Origin of the sequence: Nostoc sp. ChiQUE02 (assembly GCF_034531305.2) — a bacterium.
Taxonomy (GTDB): Bacteria; Cyanobacteriota; Cyanobacteriia; order Cyanobacteriales; family Nostocaceae; genus Nostoc.
The window spans coordinates 280,714-295,131 of record NZ_JAVRBN020000005.1 but is presented as its reverse complement, the minus strand read 5'-3'; the positions used below and the strand labels follow the sequence as shown (position 1 = coordinate 295,131).

The 14,418-nt window shown below is 42.3% G+C and carries 15 protein-coding genes; 5 read left to right on the top strand and 10 right to left on the bottom strand.

Annotation, left to right across the window (positions count from 1 at the left end; genetic code table 11):
• Positions 1-217 precede the first annotated feature (217 nt).
• Together RM347_RS07815 and RM347_RS07810 are read left to right on the top strand one after the other, a co-directional pair.
• Positions 218-1,432, top strand: a complete 1,215-nt coding sequence (locus tag RM347_RS07815) for a sensor domain-containing diguanylate cyclase (RefSeq protein ID WP_322719232.1) — start codon at positions 218-220, stop codon at positions 1,430-1,432.
• 319 nt (positions 1,433-1,751) lie between these two features.
• Complete coding sequence (locus RM347_RS07810; protein WP_322719231.1) at positions 1,752-1,913, top strand: hypothetical protein; 162 nt, start codon at positions 1,752-1,754, stop codon at positions 1,911-1,913.
• Positions 1,914-1,994: 81 nt separating this feature from the next.
• On the opposite strand, the gene RM347_RS07805 is transcribed toward RM347_RS07810, so the two are convergent.
• Positions 1,995-2,585 (bottom strand): thioredoxin family protein, encoded by a 591-nt coding sequence (locus tag RM347_RS07805; protein WP_322719230.1) that lies wholly within the window; start codon positions 2,583-2,585, stop codon positions 1,995-1,997.
• A gap of 303 nt (positions 2,586-2,888) precedes the next feature.
• Positions 2,889-4,799 (bottom strand): acetate--CoA ligase family protein, encoded by a 1,911-nt coding sequence (locus tag RM347_RS07800; RefSeq protein WP_322719229.1) that lies wholly within the window; start codon positions 4,797-4,799, stop codon positions 2,889-2,891.
• A gap of 321 nt (positions 4,800-5,120) precedes the next feature.
• Between RM347_RS07800 and RM347_RS07795 the strand changes: the two genes are divergently transcribed.
• Positions 5,121-5,324, top strand: a complete 204-nt coding sequence (locus RM347_RS07795) for a hypothetical protein (RefSeq protein ID WP_322719228.1) — start codon at positions 5,121-5,123, stop codon at positions 5,322-5,324.
• Positions 5,325-5,685: 361 nt separating this feature from the next.
• Entirely contained in the window at positions 5,686-6,540 is an 855-nt protein-coding gene (locus RM347_RS07790) for a cyanophycinase (protein ID WP_322719227.1), read from the top strand.
• 22 nt (positions 6,541-6,562) lie between these two features.
• Here the strand turns inward: RM347_RS07790 and RM347_RS07785 are convergent, their stop codons facing one another.
• The 5 genes from RM347_RS07785 to RM347_RS07765 all read right to left on the bottom strand — a co-directional run bounded on the left by RM347_RS07785 (position 6,563) and on the right by RM347_RS07765 (position 11,079).
• On the bottom strand, positions 6,563-7,477 hold the full coding sequence (locus tag RM347_RS07785; protein ID WP_322719226.1) for a M23 family metallopeptidase: 915 nt from the start codon (positions 7,475-7,477) through the stop codon (positions 6,563-6,565).
• A gap of 324 nt (positions 7,478-7,801) precedes the next feature.
• The gene (locus RM347_RS07780; RefSeq protein WP_322719225.1) at positions 7,802-8,809 is read right to left on the bottom strand and encodes a phycobilisome rod-core linker polypeptide; all 1,008 of its coding nucleotides are present in this window, start codon (positions 8,807-8,809) and stop codon (positions 7,802-7,804) included.
• A gap of 679 nt (positions 8,810-9,488) precedes the next feature.
• Complete coding sequence (locus tag RM347_RS07775; protein WP_322719224.1) at positions 9,489-9,827, bottom strand: CpeR family transcriptional regulator; 339 nt, start codon at positions 9,825-9,827, stop codon at positions 9,489-9,491.
• Complete coding sequence (locus RM347_RS07770; RefSeq protein ID WP_322719223.1) at positions 9,821-10,450, bottom strand: chromophore lyase CpcT/CpeT; 630 nt, start codon at positions 10,448-10,450, stop codon at positions 9,821-9,823. The genes RM347_RS07775 and RM347_RS07770 overlap by 7 nt, the downstream gene beginning before the upstream one ends.
• 92 nt (positions 10,451-10,542) lie before the next feature.
• Positions 10,543-11,079 (bottom strand): phycobiliprotein lyase, encoded by a 537-nt coding sequence (locus RM347_RS07765; RefSeq protein ID WP_322719222.1) that lies wholly within the window; start codon positions 11,077-11,079, stop codon positions 10,543-10,545.
• A 122-nt stretch (positions 11,080-11,201) separates the two neighbouring features.
• Between RM347_RS07765 and RM347_RS07760 the strand changes: the two genes are divergently transcribed.
• Positions 11,202-11,381, top strand: coding sequence for a hypothetical protein (locus RM347_RS07760; protein WP_322719221.1), 180 nt, complete (start codon positions 11,202-11,204; stop codon positions 11,379-11,381).
• On the opposite strand, the gene RM347_RS07755 is transcribed toward RM347_RS07760, so the two are convergent.
• The 3 genes from RM347_RS07755 to RM347_RS07745 form a co-directional block, all read right to left on the bottom strand.
• A complete protein-coding gene (locus tag RM347_RS07755) occupies positions 11,378-12,136 on the bottom strand; it encodes a phycobilisome rod-core linker polypeptide (protein WP_322719220.1) in 759 nt (252 codons plus the stop codon). The genes RM347_RS07760 and RM347_RS07755 overlap by 4 nt on opposite strands.
• Positions 12,137-12,428: 292 nt before the next feature.
• Entirely contained in the window at positions 12,429-13,187 is a 759-nt protein-coding gene (locus tag RM347_RS07750; protein WP_322719219.1) for a phycobilisome rod-core linker polypeptide, read from the bottom strand.
• Positions 13,188-13,224: 37 nt separating this feature from the next.
• Entirely contained in the window at positions 13,225-14,088 is an 864-nt protein-coding gene (locus tag RM347_RS07745; protein ID WP_322719218.1) for a phycobilisome linker polypeptide, read from the bottom strand.
• Between the last annotated feature and the right edge of the window lie 330 nt (positions 14,089-14,418).

Genomic DNA, 14,418 nt, shown 5'->3' with positions numbered 1-14,418 from the left:
ATCAACCTTAAAGTAAAACAGTATTAGCGTCGGAATTTTTGTGCGTATACACAAAATAACGGTATCAAAAATGTCAAGTTTTGACGAAGAACTTTGGCAGTATAAGAAGTTTTAATAATTTTTAGCTGAGATTGGTAGTTTTCAAGCTGGCTTTGGGCAAAAGACCTTGTAAATATCTACATATCCAGGGAATTTGCACAGTAGAAGCTAGGGTGACATGAACAACAGAGCAAACCAAAGGCATGAAGAACATCATGTAATACAATATTATTTCTGTATATTCAACCGGATGTTGATTTTCGTTGCAGAGATATTTATATCACGCAGCTTTGCTGCTGGAGAGATAACCCTGAAGTTATTGCAAAATTTCCAGCGTACCAGACTTTACTGGCTAAGGTTCAGACACTCATCTGTGAAAACGCAAGCTGCTCCTCTACCTGAAAATGAAGCAGAAAGGCTCAAAGCATTGGCGGACTACAATATTCTGGATACCCTACCCGAACAAGCATTTGATGACCTAACTGCTCTTGCTGCCTACATTTGTAAAACTCCAATTGCTTTAATTAGCTTAGTTGATACCGATCGCCAATGGTTTAAATCTAAGGTTGGGCTAAAAGCTAGTGAAACACCCAGAGAGTGGGCTTTTTGCTCCCATGCCATTCTTCAACCAGAGGATATATTAGTAGTTCCCAACGCCATCAAGGACGATCGCTTTAATAACAATCCCCTAGTCAAAGGTAACCCCAAAATTCGTTTTTATGCTGGTGCCCCACTAGTTACCCCCAATGGTTTTCCCATCGGAACGTTGTGTGTGATCGATACCGTACCTCGTCTTTTAAGTTACCAGCAGTTAGATGCGCTGCGCCGCCTAACTCGTCAGGCGATCGCTCAGATGGAACTCATTCAGGAAGTTCGCAACCGCAAACAAGCAGAGATTGAAGGAAGGCAGTTATCGCTGACCGATGATCTAACAGGTTTGCATAACCGACGTGGCTTCTTCTTGATGGCTGAACAACAGTTAAAAATTGCTCACCGGATGAAAGTTTTGTGCTGGGTTATCTTCATTGATTTAGATGGGTTAAAACAGGTTAACGACACCCTTGGTCATGACATGGGAGATGCCTTAATAATTGATGCTGGTCAATTACTCAAGCAAAGTTTTCGGAACTCAGATATTATTGCTCGCTTGGGTGGAGATGAGTTCATTGTTTTCATCTCCAGCTACTTTCAGGACGCTGATAGCATTCAAGTGTATCTACAAGCAAATATCGCCAACTTTAATCAACAGCAAAACCGTAGCTATGAACTTTCGATGAGTATGGGAATAGAACGTTACTCACCAGAAAGTAATATGTCACTAGAACAACTAATCGCCAGGTCTGACGAATTAATGTACGCCCATAAGCGTCTCAAGCGGCAATCTATTGCATAAAGGGGACGGGGAAAACTTGGTGTCCTCTCTGGGGATTAGGTAGGTAAGAGGAATACTGCTGAAAATCGAGATTCGTTATGCAACAGCAGGTGTTACTTAAAATGATGTTGCACAAAATTTTGAAAAGGCTCCTTTGAGAACCCGTGAGTCAGGGAAACTTCTCCGGGCTTGTGAGAATAGTTATCTAGTTTTTTGTGGTTATGATTGAACAACACTAATTGCTTTTGGAAGTGCAATTTCAGATGGGGAATATCAGGCTATTGTATAGGATATAGTTGTTCTTCTTCACTATTAAGGTAGTGGAATTAGTCGATTAATTATGGAATCAATAATTGATAAATTACCTGTATCTTCTATAATTATTTTTGCTCTTGCCGATAAAGAAGGTTTCTACGATCAGCTCAACTTTAAACGATTAAAGACTGGCATGGGGAAGTTTGAAAACTCCAAGCGAATGAAAGCAAACGGATATATTGAATAGTTTTAAAATATTGGGAGATGCTGTACAAAAAAGGTGCGCGATCGCTTTCTCCCTGCTCTCCTACCCCATGCCTTTAAAATGCTAATTTACCACTTGGCTGCCATGACTGCGGGGATCATCTTGACTAGCAGTTGGTGCTACTGGGGCTGAAAATTTAGAAACTTTTCCGCTAGCTTGAGCATAAGGAAGAGACGAACCAGTAACCAAAGCTTCTAAGTTGCTAGCCATAATCGTCCGGGGTTGATCGCCGATGGCTTGGGCTATGGTTTCCCCTTGCTGACTCAAAAATACAAAATGGGGAATCCCATCTACCCGATATCTCAGCATTTCCGGCAGCCACTTGGTATTATCCACATTCAGCATGACAAAATTCATTTTGTCAGCATACTCTGTTTCCAGTTGAGTAATATCTGGTGCCATTTTCTGGCAGACAGTACACCAATCAGCATAAAACTCTACTAGAGATGGTTTGCCGTTGCTGATTGCTACTTCTAACGGTGTGGAAGCCTCACTTAACTTGGCTAGAGTTGCCGAGGTTGTTTCAGTTCGCAATCCTAAGACGAGGGAAACGCTAAGAGCGATCGCTACCATTACAATTAAGAAGTTTCTTACACGTGTCCCTAATGTGGATTCAGGTTTTTCGGGAGAATTAACAGGTGAATCAGTACTCATAACAAAATTATTAATACTTATAAAGCAATTTCTTCTTTAGTTTAGCCGACTCCAACCATTCTTTAATCTCTCACCTTTGGAAGCTTGAACTGGGGACTAGGGATTGGGGAAGGGGCAGAGGTAAAAGGACAAGGGGCAGGGAGAAAAGGGGAAAAAGAATTTTTATTAAGCCTTTCACTTCTCCCTTGTACCCTGCTCTCTACTCCCTTGCCTCTTGCTGCTCCCCATCTGAACTATCTCCCTTACTCCCTGCTCCCTTGCTTCTTCTACAGTCCCTAGTATTGAGATGCCTATTTACTTAACTCACAAAATCGTCCCAGTTTCTTTTAAAAAAACCCGCGTAAATGGTTCACCTTCACCCAAAGTATAATCTTCAATCAACCCTTTGCGACGAATAGAAATATCGTTGCCTTTTCTAATCACCACAGTCGAACCATCGAAAACATCCCGCACCAGGATCATCTCAGTTTCGGTGGGATTATCCAAAACTACGATATTACTGCTCTGGTAAAACATCCCCTGTTCTTCTAGGATTTCTTCAGGGTACTCAGCAATCAGCAAATCAAGTTTGGGATGACGCAGCAAAGTTTGGACATTGCTGTTGTAATCTTTGCTTAATACTTTTTTCGAGCGATTCACAAAAACGGCATCACGACAAACAGCGCCGATTGTCCAATCGGGATGTTGCAAAAGGATATGGTCAATTGTCGCTTGCAGGTCTTCAACTGAGATTTTATTAAAGGTAATAATTGGTATCCTGGCATCTGAACCTGACTCAAAAAAAGTTTCCAAAATATGGGAAGGTACATCAACGCTTTCACCATCAGAAGGCTTAAGATGCATTAAAATTCCCGGTGCAGCGTTGATTTCCAGGATGGCAAAGTTACTAGTCTTCCAAGATTCGGCGAGACTTTTAGTAATTACATCAATCCCCAGACAAGTCAGTTGAAAATGTTGGGCAATATCTTGCGCCAAGATAATATTGTCATCATGAACTGTCCGGGTTGCATCGATACTTATACCTCCGGCTGAAAGATTGGCAACTTTACGCAGGTAAACAGTGCGTCCCTTCTCAATCACGCTGTCTAATGATAAGCGCTGTTCGTCCAGGTAGAGTTCCATCGCTTCATCGATCTGAATTTTACTCATCGGCGAAGTTGGCGTGTCTAAACGTGCAGGTTTGCGATTTTCTTGGCGAATTAACTCTGCAAGCGTTAGGTACCCATCACCGACAACTGATGCTGGACGGCGTTCTGTGGCGGCGACGAATCTACCATTGACACATAACAAGCGAAAATCTGAGCCTGAGATGCTTTTCTCAACAATTATTCGGGTTAACTGATCTTCGGGAATTGCTGCCAGTGCTCTATTATAAGCAGATACCAGTTCTTTTGAGTCTTGCACATCAGCCGTGACGCCAATTCCTTTGTGACCTACCACTGGCTTAACTGCTACTGGGTAGCCAATTTCTCTTGCTGCCGCCAAGGCTTCCTTCTCGGAAAAGACTATATCGCCTTTAGGCACTGGGAAACCCAAGGTTTTTAAAAATGCCTTACAGTCATCTTTGCGGGTGGTGAACTCCGAATCTAGATGGCTATCACAGTTAAATGTTGTTGCTACCCCTCGGACATGTTTTTTTCCCAAGCCGTATTGCATTAATCCTTCTTCCCACAAATAAAAGGCGGGAATACCTTTCTCATAAGCTGTTCGCAATAGAGCGTAAACTGTAGGGCCACCATAGACAGATGCGCGAAATCTATCTTGCAGCTTCACTAGCTGCTCATCAAAGGTAAAGTCTTCATTTTGAGTAATGGCTTCAAACCAATCCCAAACAAAATAAACTACCTCTCTACTTGTACGTTCATGTAGTGATTGGACACTAATCCGCGTGATATCTGGATATTGTTTGACACTCCAGTGGTTGAGATGTAAATCCATCTCCAGTTTTCCGACTTCTGACACAACTTGGGCAAAGAGATGGGCATAGGATTCATAGGTTTGATCGCGCAGGTTTGAATAGCGATCGCCAATCCTGGCAATATAATCTTCAATGGATAAAGGCTCTTTAGAGTCAACTAGGGCAAAATCAAATACTAGCGCCTCTCTATCTAAATAGGGGTTGGGCCCAATGTAATGCTTGAAGTTGAAAATATCGAATACATCCGTTCTTCTAGCATTAATGCGGACTAAATCACTGCTTTTTTGTAGAACCATTGATTACGTACCTTTGGCTAAACACCCTGAAATTTAAATGCTGAGTTATGGTTACTCAGACTTATTGATTGTAGATTGATTTACATTGATTTTGGAGAGTGATGGCTTTACAATTAAGCTAATCAGAACCCACGCTAACTCTATTAGTAAGCATTTTCAACTATCTCAAGGCATAATTAAATCTCCATTCCTCAGCCAGAAATCAAGAACAGTCTATTCATCCTCACGAATAGTCAAAGTTATAACCTTTGAAAGGTGCAATAGTCATCCAATAATTTGTATAAATGATAAACATGGGTGTATTAAAAAGACAGCGAATGTATGAATAGCACACAAGCTACTCTAAGAGATGAAATTCGAGGACTTGCTGAGGAAGCTTTTCACCAAAAGCTGATCTCTGGGCATGGTGATGGGGCAGACATGAATGAGTATCAAATTGTCTACCAAGGCAAACCTAGACATCTCCCATTAGAACAAGCACGTTTTTTCTTGACTAACTTGCTTTATAGAAGTCGAATTCATTAGGACTTCCGATCAGATATCTAATTACACACGCCTAAGAGCTAATACGAATTACTTCCGATTACACGATAAATCTCTAATCGGCAATTATCAACATAACCAACAATGCCTCTAGAAAATACCTCTAGAGGCAGTTAATGTCGTGGGTTTTATTTAGTCAGTGAAATTTAATTTTGAGGTGAGTTATTTTTTGGGTAAATTTCTTTAAGAATCTTTTGGTCTAATTGCTATGTCTAACGACAAGCCACTTTGCGTCTACGCAAATGTTAATCCTGCTTCTATCAAGTAATCTACCAAAGGGATGATTTGATAGTTTTAATTGTCATGGTTTAGTGAAATTTATTAACTCAGATTAGGGGGCATCATGGTAGAAAGTAATATCAAACGGCAGTTAGTAATTATTGGGGGAGCCGAAGACAAAGATGGAGATTCCCAAATTTTGCGAGACTTTGTCCGACGCGCTGGGGGTACAAAGGCGCACATTGTGATTATGACAGCCGCGACAGAATTACCAAGAGAAGTGGGAGAAAATTATATTAGAGTATTTGAGCGGCTGGGAGCCGAAAATGTACGCATCATTGATACAGAAACCCGCGAAGATGCATCTTCATCTACCGCATTAGAAGCTATTAATAAATCAACTGGAGTATTTTTTACAGGGGGAGACCAAGCTCGGATTACCAGCATTCTCAAGGATACTGAAATCGATGTGGCGATTCACAAACGGTTCTCTGAAGGTGCAGTTATCGCAGGCACAAGCGCGGGAGCTGCTGTGATGCCAGATAAAATGATTGTGGAAGGTGATTCGCAGACACATCCTCGGATTGAAACTGTTGAAATGGGCCCAGGTCTAGGCTTCCTCCCAGGGGTAGTAATTGACCAGCATTTTTCTCAGCGTGGACGCTTGGGACGCTTAATTTCAGCTTTAATACTAGAACCTGCTGTCTTGGGATTTGGGATTGACGAAAATACCGCTATGGTAGTGACAGGTAACCAAATTGAAGTAATTGGTGAAGGTACGGTTACGATTGTTGATGAATCAGAGGCTACATATAACAATATGGGCGAAATTTTGAAGGATGAGCCTTTGGCGATTTGTGGAGCAAAGCTTCATATTTTGCCACATGGCTTCAAATTTGACCTAAAAACCCGTCAGCCGATCCTAAATAATGGCTCTGTGCCAAATAACTCTGTACCAGTTGCTGCAATCAACACTTAATTTTTACCAAGTGTATTATACTTTATGGCGATTTTGTCAAAGTATAAAAACTGTCAGAGCGAATCTGACTGCCATTTCGCCAAACTTCCACTCTTTCAGGAGTGACTAAATAAGAAAAACTGCCATTATCTGCCCAATATCTGCTTTTACCCATATTCAAAGCTTGTATCTTTATAGGCTTGCTTGGGTCTTGCTTTAACTGCCCAATATAAAATAACTGACCATTTTCTTCACAGACTTTTACCCGAATGCTTGCAGTTTCACCTTCAATGATGGTAATTCCATTGCATTTAGTATCAGTACTTACAGGTGCAAAATCTATTGGAATTGACTGTGAAGGTGAAACTTGTTTTGCTACTGGGGATGGTGAGACTGAGCGGTTCGGCTTATCTACTTGCTGAATTTTAGAACCAGAGGTAGTGCTTGCAGTTAAAGATGTCAACAGACGAAGGGGGTCAACTGCTATTCGACCATTTGGATGAACTTCAAAGTGCAGATGAGGTGCTGTACTATTGCCTGTAGATCCCATCTCGGCAATAATTTGACCTTGAATGACCTGTTGACCCTTGCTCACCAACAAACGGCGATTGTGACCATAAACAGTAATGCTACCGTCGAGATGTTTAATAGTTATGGCATTTCCTAATCCCCAATTATCCCAACCTGCTTTTACAACTGTACCGGATGCAGCAGCAACAATAGGAGTACCAGATGCCCCTGCAATATCAATTCCTTCATGTTGATATTTGCGGAAGCCTTGAGAAATAAACCCTTGAGTCGGCCAGATTAAGTTAGAAGCAGGGATAGGAGTTTGCTGAATTGGAGAATCACCTGCTAACTGTGTTAAGGCAGATGTAGCTGTACTTAATACAGCACTTAAGGATATTAACCCAATTAGTCCATAAGTACGGTATCGATAAACGATAGCTTTTTTCATAAATTGCAAGCCTATTAAAACAATATTCAGACACTTTCTGATTATTTGTTGTTTCAAGCTGACTCAGAAAATATCAGGAAATAAAAAAGGGCTGGGGATTGGGGACACTTCTCTACCAGAGGCTGCGCCAACGACAAGCGGTAGTTGAGCGCAGTCGAAACTCAGTGCATCGCCGGGGACTGGGCGAGAAATGAGCATAGGGGATTGAACCTACTACTAATATTTTTATTAGCTGTGCTATTGCCGCGACCAGTTAAATAGGGTGAGTTAAGCTTACCTAACCCACCCCATAAAACTAACCTACAAAACTAAACAGTAGAGAAATTAACCATTAAAAACGCGACTGCGCCACTTATTCAACCGGGCTTCTCCAATTGTGGCAGACCGTCGGGCGTCAGCAACTTGTTCTTGCAAAGCTGCAATCTGTTTTGCTTGCGCGTCAGCTTGCTGTTGCAAAGATGTATATTCACCTGTGCTGGCCACGGAACTGGAAGACTGCCAACTACTACTGAATTTTGTTGCACCGATGCTGGCAAAGGGTCTTAAGTCTGCTAGTTGTTGCTGCAAAGTTGCAATCTGGCTTTCTTGCTCTTGAATCTTTTGCCGCAAGCCTTGTTCGGCTGCTGTGGAAGCTGCAATAAAATTATTCACTGGAGCAGCAGTTTCTGGCTTGGGCTTGAATACTTCAGCAAGTATTGCACTAACATCCGTGGGTTTAAGTTTACCGTAAGGAGTGTTAGTAATTAGCGATCGCACCAGTTGAGGTTGATTATTCGTTGCTAGGTTCTTATCGCTGCTAGAATTGCTCCGCAGCAGTTGCAGCATATTGCTAAATTCCAATATCTTTTTGCCTGTTTGGGTTTTATAACCCCGGTAATATGGCACGATGTTATCCCCAAAGGCATCTAAATACTCGTCGCTATCCAGATAGGAATCAATATCCGCCTCAAAACCCTTCTCATCTAGAATGTTGCTGTGATAAATTGTCTCGGAGTAGTCATCAGGAGCGCGACCCAGTAGGTGCTTGAAGTTCAGTTCAATAGCTCGGTAGCGGTAAACGTTATCAAAAAATCTGGAGCGGTACAACTCTGATTTGGCAACCTGACGCACAAACTCACGAACATCGATGATGCCTTGCTTGAGTTGGGATTCTGGAACGATCAGCCGCTCACTTTCCATAATGTAGGCATTACCCAACACTTGCCGATAAACTGCCCCAATTACAATTTCAATGTCATCAACTGAAGCAGTAGTCCACAGTTCGATGGGTTCTGTTTGGGCAAATGCTTGATATTGGCGTCGTCTGGTTTCGTCGTCTATGAAGGTTTGCATACTTGGGTTCGTGTGGGTAGGAATGACTAATGGCTATTTTTAAAGGTAATGGGAGCTAGTAACGCTTCTCTTACGAGACGCTGCGCGATCGCAGAAGTCAAAAAGAGCCAGTGCATTGAGTTAAGAGACTTATACTCCTTTGGAGAACCTTTAGAGTAAAAACTGGCTCTCAAAAGTCAAAAGTCTAAAAACCTTTTTGCCTATAGCTTTCAACTATGAGGCAGGGGGAAAAGAGGAATAGGGGCAGGGGGCGGGGGGCAAGGGGGAGAGTTTTCCCCTTTTCCCCCTGCTCCCTGCTCCCTTCCCTCTTGTTCAACCTGTTTTCATCTGGCTGGTTACTTTTGCCCAACAATACTAAATGGTTGTTAGTTATTAGTTATTAGTTTTTAGTGCTTAGTTTTACCAATAATCACTAACGACTAACTACTAAGCTTACTAATTACCTTTACAGTCATGATTAATTTATCAAGTTTTGGGTAGTTTTTTAGTTACATTTTCTAACAAACTTAGACGGCTAACTGTTAATAACTAACAGCTAATCATCATAAAAAATTAGCAATTAGACATTAACAATTAGCCGTCAACCCCCTTGGGGAGTATTTAAAAGTCAAAATTCAAAACTTAATTTTGAATTAGAGTTTAAACGCCTGTCAGAAAGGTTTCCGCAGGATAGTAAGTCTCAAGCACGCTCATCAAATCTAGTGTAGAAACCACCGTATTTTATCCAGTATTGTTTCAAAGTATGATGAGGCGTATGTAAACTGGCTTTTGCCTGATATAAAAATACTTGGCGATGATCGCCCATCCAGATTTTATTAATGGGGTCAACGGATATTACTGTTCCTCCCAAAGAAGCTACACATTCAGAAAATCTTTCAATCGTCGTATATTCTAATGTCTCGAATATAAAAAAGTTACCCGAACAAATCAAGTGACGACTGCGAATCCAGCAGCGCATTTTTTTTTCAGCCAGTGGAGGCAACATTTTGGTTTTAACAGACTCAAGCTGAATCAACATAATGCGGTCACCGCATGTAATTCATCAGCAAAACTTTCCCGTTTTTCAAATCGCAATGGGCCAGCAGTTGATCCCCATATTTGCTCGTGGGTTTCAATATCCATACCTTTATCTAAACTTATCCAAGTACGCTCGGTTACTTCTACTTCGCTGACAAGATATGTCTGGCATCCATTGCGCTGAATCAGACATTGATTGCCCGGTTCCACACTGCCTCGAAACATTTCACCTTCTCGTTGAAAAACCATTGAACAGTGATAACGCCGTTCAATGCTCTCTGGGGTGATGGTTTTGAGGATATCTAATTCACGAGCAGCACCTGCATAAAGCATAGGATCTTTTAAGCTGTAATTTTCGATATAAATGCGATCGCCTAAATCGACTAGTCTATGTACTCCCTGGCGATAGGGTGTCCATAAATCATGGTCATAAGCTTGTTCAGAATAAAAACCGATGGCAGAAAAAAATTCTATCGGTAAAGGGCGAAAAAAAATGTGAATGTGGGCGTAAAGTTGCGGATTTGCAAAAGATTGCTTGTAGTTGCTAAAATCTCCTGCCATCCAACAGGCTAAGGTGAGCAAATCGCTAGCGTTGGTGCTAGATTCACTGGGCGCTATCGTCACGTCGCTTCGCTCCGAATTCAAAATTCAAAATTAACAATCCCCATAAATAAATTTAGGAGCTTGTATCCTTTTATGTTTTAACCTGATATTTGCTAATTGGTTGAACTTGACAAAGAACGAATTTCTGAAGAAAAGGAAGCTGTTGTCACGCCTTTACCATCACTGGTTTTAATTGTCGCTACCCGAAATCGCAGATTTGGAGTAGCAAACCAAATTTTTTCTTCAGCAGCAGCGAGTTCATACTCTGTCAGCAGGGTAAAAATACCATCGTCACTCAGATGATATTTAGCTACTGCTGGGATTGTTTCGGCGTATCCCTTGTCCCGCAGGAGTTTGCCTCTAGAAGGATTTTCGACATCGGGAATTGGCACCAGCACAGTACTACCAGAGATTGCTTTATCGTCCCAGTCTGACTCACCTTCCCAAGTCATCCGAAAGGGGTGGGTGATACTGGCGGGGTCAGTGTTATACAATTTACAGATTGCTAGCACAGCCGGATCATCGGTGGATAGAGACTTAATGTCAATGTCAGACAGCACTTGTTCAAAGTGGGCGAATGCTAAATGATGACCGCTACGCTGCGATCGCCATCGTCCAATTGAAAGTTCAAAAAATTCAGTAATTTCCATTAGAAAAGCGATCTTAAAAAGTAGCTTACAATCCAAGAGATATCTTGGCTAAAGAGTTATTCTCCCAGTCTATATACTAGCCTCCTCGATTACAACTGGATTTAAGAGTGCTGAGTTAGGAGTTGGGAGAGACGCGACGCCAGTCGCTACAACGGGGAGCCACTCCGTTGGGCGGCTTTGCCGACTTGAAGGAAGTGGCGTGGGAACCCCCGCAACGCACTGGCTCATTAATCGCGTCTGTACAAGAGTTAGGAGTTATTATTCTCTCTCCAGTCCCCAGCCCCCTACTTAGACAAATCTAAGCAACTTCAGTGATACTAATAATTTTGCCGCCCGTTCTATGAATGTTTTGCACTTGCCCAGACAGTTGGTTGTAGTTAACTACATATTCGAGGTTGCCCAGACGAGTACGGAGATTAGCTGAACCTTTTACCGCCTTAATCAAGAAGCGTTTGTCGGTGCTGCTTACACTAGAACCAGCAGCGGGAGCCTTGATGGATGTGGGCAAATTGGAACCGACATCGCTAATCAGTTTGGCTTTGCGATCGCTATCGCTGCTAGCTACTCCTCTGAGCAAGGTAAAGGTGCGGTTAAAGCTAACATTCTTAATTCCGATTTGGGAACTAGTGGTGCGAACATAGGGAACAATATTCTCGCCAAAATTCTGCTGATACTCGTCGCTATCGATATAGGATTCGATCTCAGCATCATAGCCCTGTTCGTTGTAGATGCGGACGTGTTCGGAAATTTCTGCCTGATCGGCAGGAGGCCGTCCTAGCAGGTGTTTGAAGTTCAGTTCAATGAACCGATACTGGGAAGAGGAGTTGAAAAACAGGGATTGATAATACTCTGATTTCGCAATAGTGTTGACGAATTCACGGACACTGATTTTGCGATCGCGCAATTGCGATTCAGCAGTGGCTAGGCGCTCACTTTCCAACAAGTGAGCATTGCCCAAAACCTGTTTGTAAACTGCTCGAATCAGTGTTTGTAATTCACTTTCGCTGGTGTTCGGACGCAGCTCAACCTTAGGTGAATCAATAGCCCAAAGTGACATTGAAATCTCTCCTGAAAAACGTGAATTAAATTAAATTTCCGAGCATCCTACCCCTTATAGAGGTGGAATTTCGCATCAGTTGTCAGTTTTTTTTGCTACTGACTAGCATTTGTAAAACTTTAGTTTGTGAAAGTGCGTTAAATATCTTCGTATATGACAACTGACGAAAGAATTGCTCAAACCCCAGGCTAACTTTTTGATGAACGATCGACACTGGGGATTAAAGACTAGAGTCTGAGTACGGCGGAAATTCTTTCCCAATCCCTAATCTCTAATCCCCAATTTCTATTATTTAAACAATCTCTGTGATGCTTACAATCTTCCCATTAGTGCGATTAATCCGCTGAATTTGCGGTGTTATGTTGCTAGCAGGAACGATGTACTCGGTTGTAGCACGACGGCGAGGATTGTCAAATTTTCCACTTCCACCTTGAACGAGGATTTTAAACCTCTTTTCAGTACTACCAACCGCAGAGGTTGAGGTAATCTTGCTAGCGCTGTTGGTTGCTACTGCATACACCAACTGAGAGGATTTGACGGCACTTGAGGTTTCAGCTACACCACGGACAAGACCAAAAATCCGGTTATAGCCTACCTGCTTTTGCCCTACCTGGCTACTGTTTCCCTGATAGTAGGGTACAGTGTTTTCGCCAAAGTTCGCTTCGTACTCAGCGCTATCAATGTAAGAGTCGATATCGGCGTCATAGCCGCTTTCAACGGTACGACGGATATGCTCAGAAACCTCTGTTTGATCTAGGGGAGCACGACCGAGCAGATGCTTAAAGTTTAGTTCAATGAATCGATACGGAGCAGTGGTTTCAAAAAACCGGGCCCGGTAAATCTCAGACTTAGCAACGATTCGCACAAAGTCACGGACGCTGATTTTGCGATCGCGCAATTGCGATTCACCACTCACGAGTCGCTCACTTTCTAACAAGTGAGCGTTACCCAAAACCTGCTTATAGACGGCTCGAATCACCACTTCCACTTCTTCATTAGAGCTAGTCTGCCATAGCTCCACCTTTGGGGAATTTATAACTATGCTTCCCATTTACCTTTTTCCCAAGCTTAGTTTGTGAATAGATTCTCTAGTTGACAGGAGTAATACTGGCAATTACACCGCCCTGCTTGTGAATCCGTTGATACTCTTGTGAAAGCTGATTGTATGGCACGAAAAAGACCTGGTTACTGCGACGAAATTTGGAAATACTATTTACCACATTTGCCTTGTAGCCTGTGACTTCAACCCGGTAAACCTTACCATCGTCACCGGCTCCCACGCCTTGACGAGTGCGAGGAGTAGATGTTGGGTTGCGGAATGCAGCACCTTTGCTGGCTGGTGAAACTACGGGGGTAGCCGTATTTTGAATTACCAGGCTATTCAATTTTGGTTGTTTGCCAGCTAAGTCACCTTTGAGACTGCTGCTAGAGGAACCACGTACCAGTTGGAACAAATGGGTAAACTGAACCAAACCCTGGATAGCTTCGGTTTTGTAGCCCCGAATATAAGGCACAATGTTTTCCCCAAAGGTTTCTTGGTATTCGTCACTATCTAGATAGGAATCAATCTCAGCTTCAAAGCCTTTTGTATCCAGAATTGTGCTGTGTGCACGCGTTTCTTCTAGATCCAATGGCGCACGACCAAGAAAATGTCTGAAATTTAATTCAATCGCTCGATAGCGGGGGGCGCTATCAAAAAACCGCGAACGGTAAAGTTCCGACTTCCCAACTTGACGCACAAACTCGCGAACGCTAATTTCACCCCGTTTGAGTTGGGATTCAGGAACGGTAAGCCTTTCACTCTCCATTACATAAGCATTGCCTAGAACTTGCTTGTAGACGGATCTAATTACGGTTTCAATTTCCTCATTAGAGCGACTTGGCCACAGATCAATAGGATCGGTATCTTCAAACAGAGCGACCCCTAATCGTGATGCTGGTCCGAAAGCCATTCAAACTATCTCCCAGTTAACAACTAAATTTTATGAGAAGGATATTCAGCAGATGTTAAAAAACTTTACATCATTATGACAAAGGAGAGGCCATAGAGACTTTAAATCCTTATTAGTCTTGATGATTTAAGTTTTTGCATCATTATGCCTTTACACATTCTGATACGATGCTGAAGCTATATTTATTAAAATTTGTTAAGTTAGATATATAGTTTAGAGAAATTTCAGCTTTTTTTTAGTATTTGATTTGCGATTGGGATACAAGTGATGGTATTGTGCTTTTCCCTTGAGAGTCTTAATCGTGCGGAGTCACCGTTCGCCCTTGGGAGA

Excerpts from the sequence above, each read along its gene's own strand:
- RM347_RS07815 (WP_322719232.1), top strand. The coding sequence starts at position 218 with ATGAACAACAGAGCAAACCAAAGGCATGAAGAACATCATGTAATACAA.
- RM347_RS07810 (WP_322719231.1), top strand. The coding sequence starts at position 1,752 with ATGGAATCAATAATTGATAAATTACCTGTATCTTCTATAATTATTTTT.
- RM347_RS07805 (WP_322719230.1), bottom strand. The coding sequence starts at position 2,585 with ATGAGTACTGATTCACCTGTTAATTCTCCCGAAAAACCTGAATCCACA.
- RM347_RS07800 (WP_322719229.1), bottom strand. The coding sequence starts at position 4,799 with ATGGTTCTACAAAAAAGCAGTGATTTAGTCCGCATTAATGCTAGAAGA.
- RM347_RS07795 (WP_322719228.1), top strand. The coding sequence starts at position 5,121 with ATGAATAGCACACAAGCTACTCTAAGAGATGAAATTCGAGGACTTGCT.
- RM347_RS07790 (WP_322719227.1), top strand. The coding sequence starts at position 5,686 with ATGGTAGAAAGTAATATCAAACGGCAGTTAGTAATTATTGGGGGAGCC.
- RM347_RS07785 (WP_322719226.1), bottom strand. The coding sequence starts at position 7,477 with ATGAAAAAAGCTATCGTTTATCGATACCGTACTTATGGACTAATTGGG.
- RM347_RS07780 (WP_322719225.1), bottom strand. The coding sequence starts at position 8,809 with ATGCAAACCTTCATAGACGACGAAACCAGACGACGCCAATATCAAGCA.
- RM347_RS07775 (WP_322719224.1), bottom strand. The coding sequence starts at position 9,827 with ATGTTGATTCAGCTTGAGTCTGTTAAAACCAAAATGTTGCCTCCACTG.
- RM347_RS07765 (WP_322719222.1), bottom strand. The coding sequence starts at position 11,079 with ATGGAAATTACTGAATTTTTTGAACTTTCAATTGGACGATGGCGATCG.
- RM347_RS07755 (WP_322719220.1), bottom strand. The coding sequence starts at position 12,136 with ATGTCACTTTGGGCTATTGATTCACCTAAGGTTGAGCTGCGTCCGAAC.
- RM347_RS07750 (WP_322719219.1), bottom strand. The coding sequence starts at position 13,187 with ATGGGAAGCATAGTTATAAATTCCCCAAAGGTGGAGCTATGGCAGACT.
- RM347_RS07745 (WP_322719218.1), bottom strand. The coding sequence starts at position 14,088 with ATGGCTTTCGGACCAGCATCACGATTAGGGGTCGCTCTGTTTGAAGAT.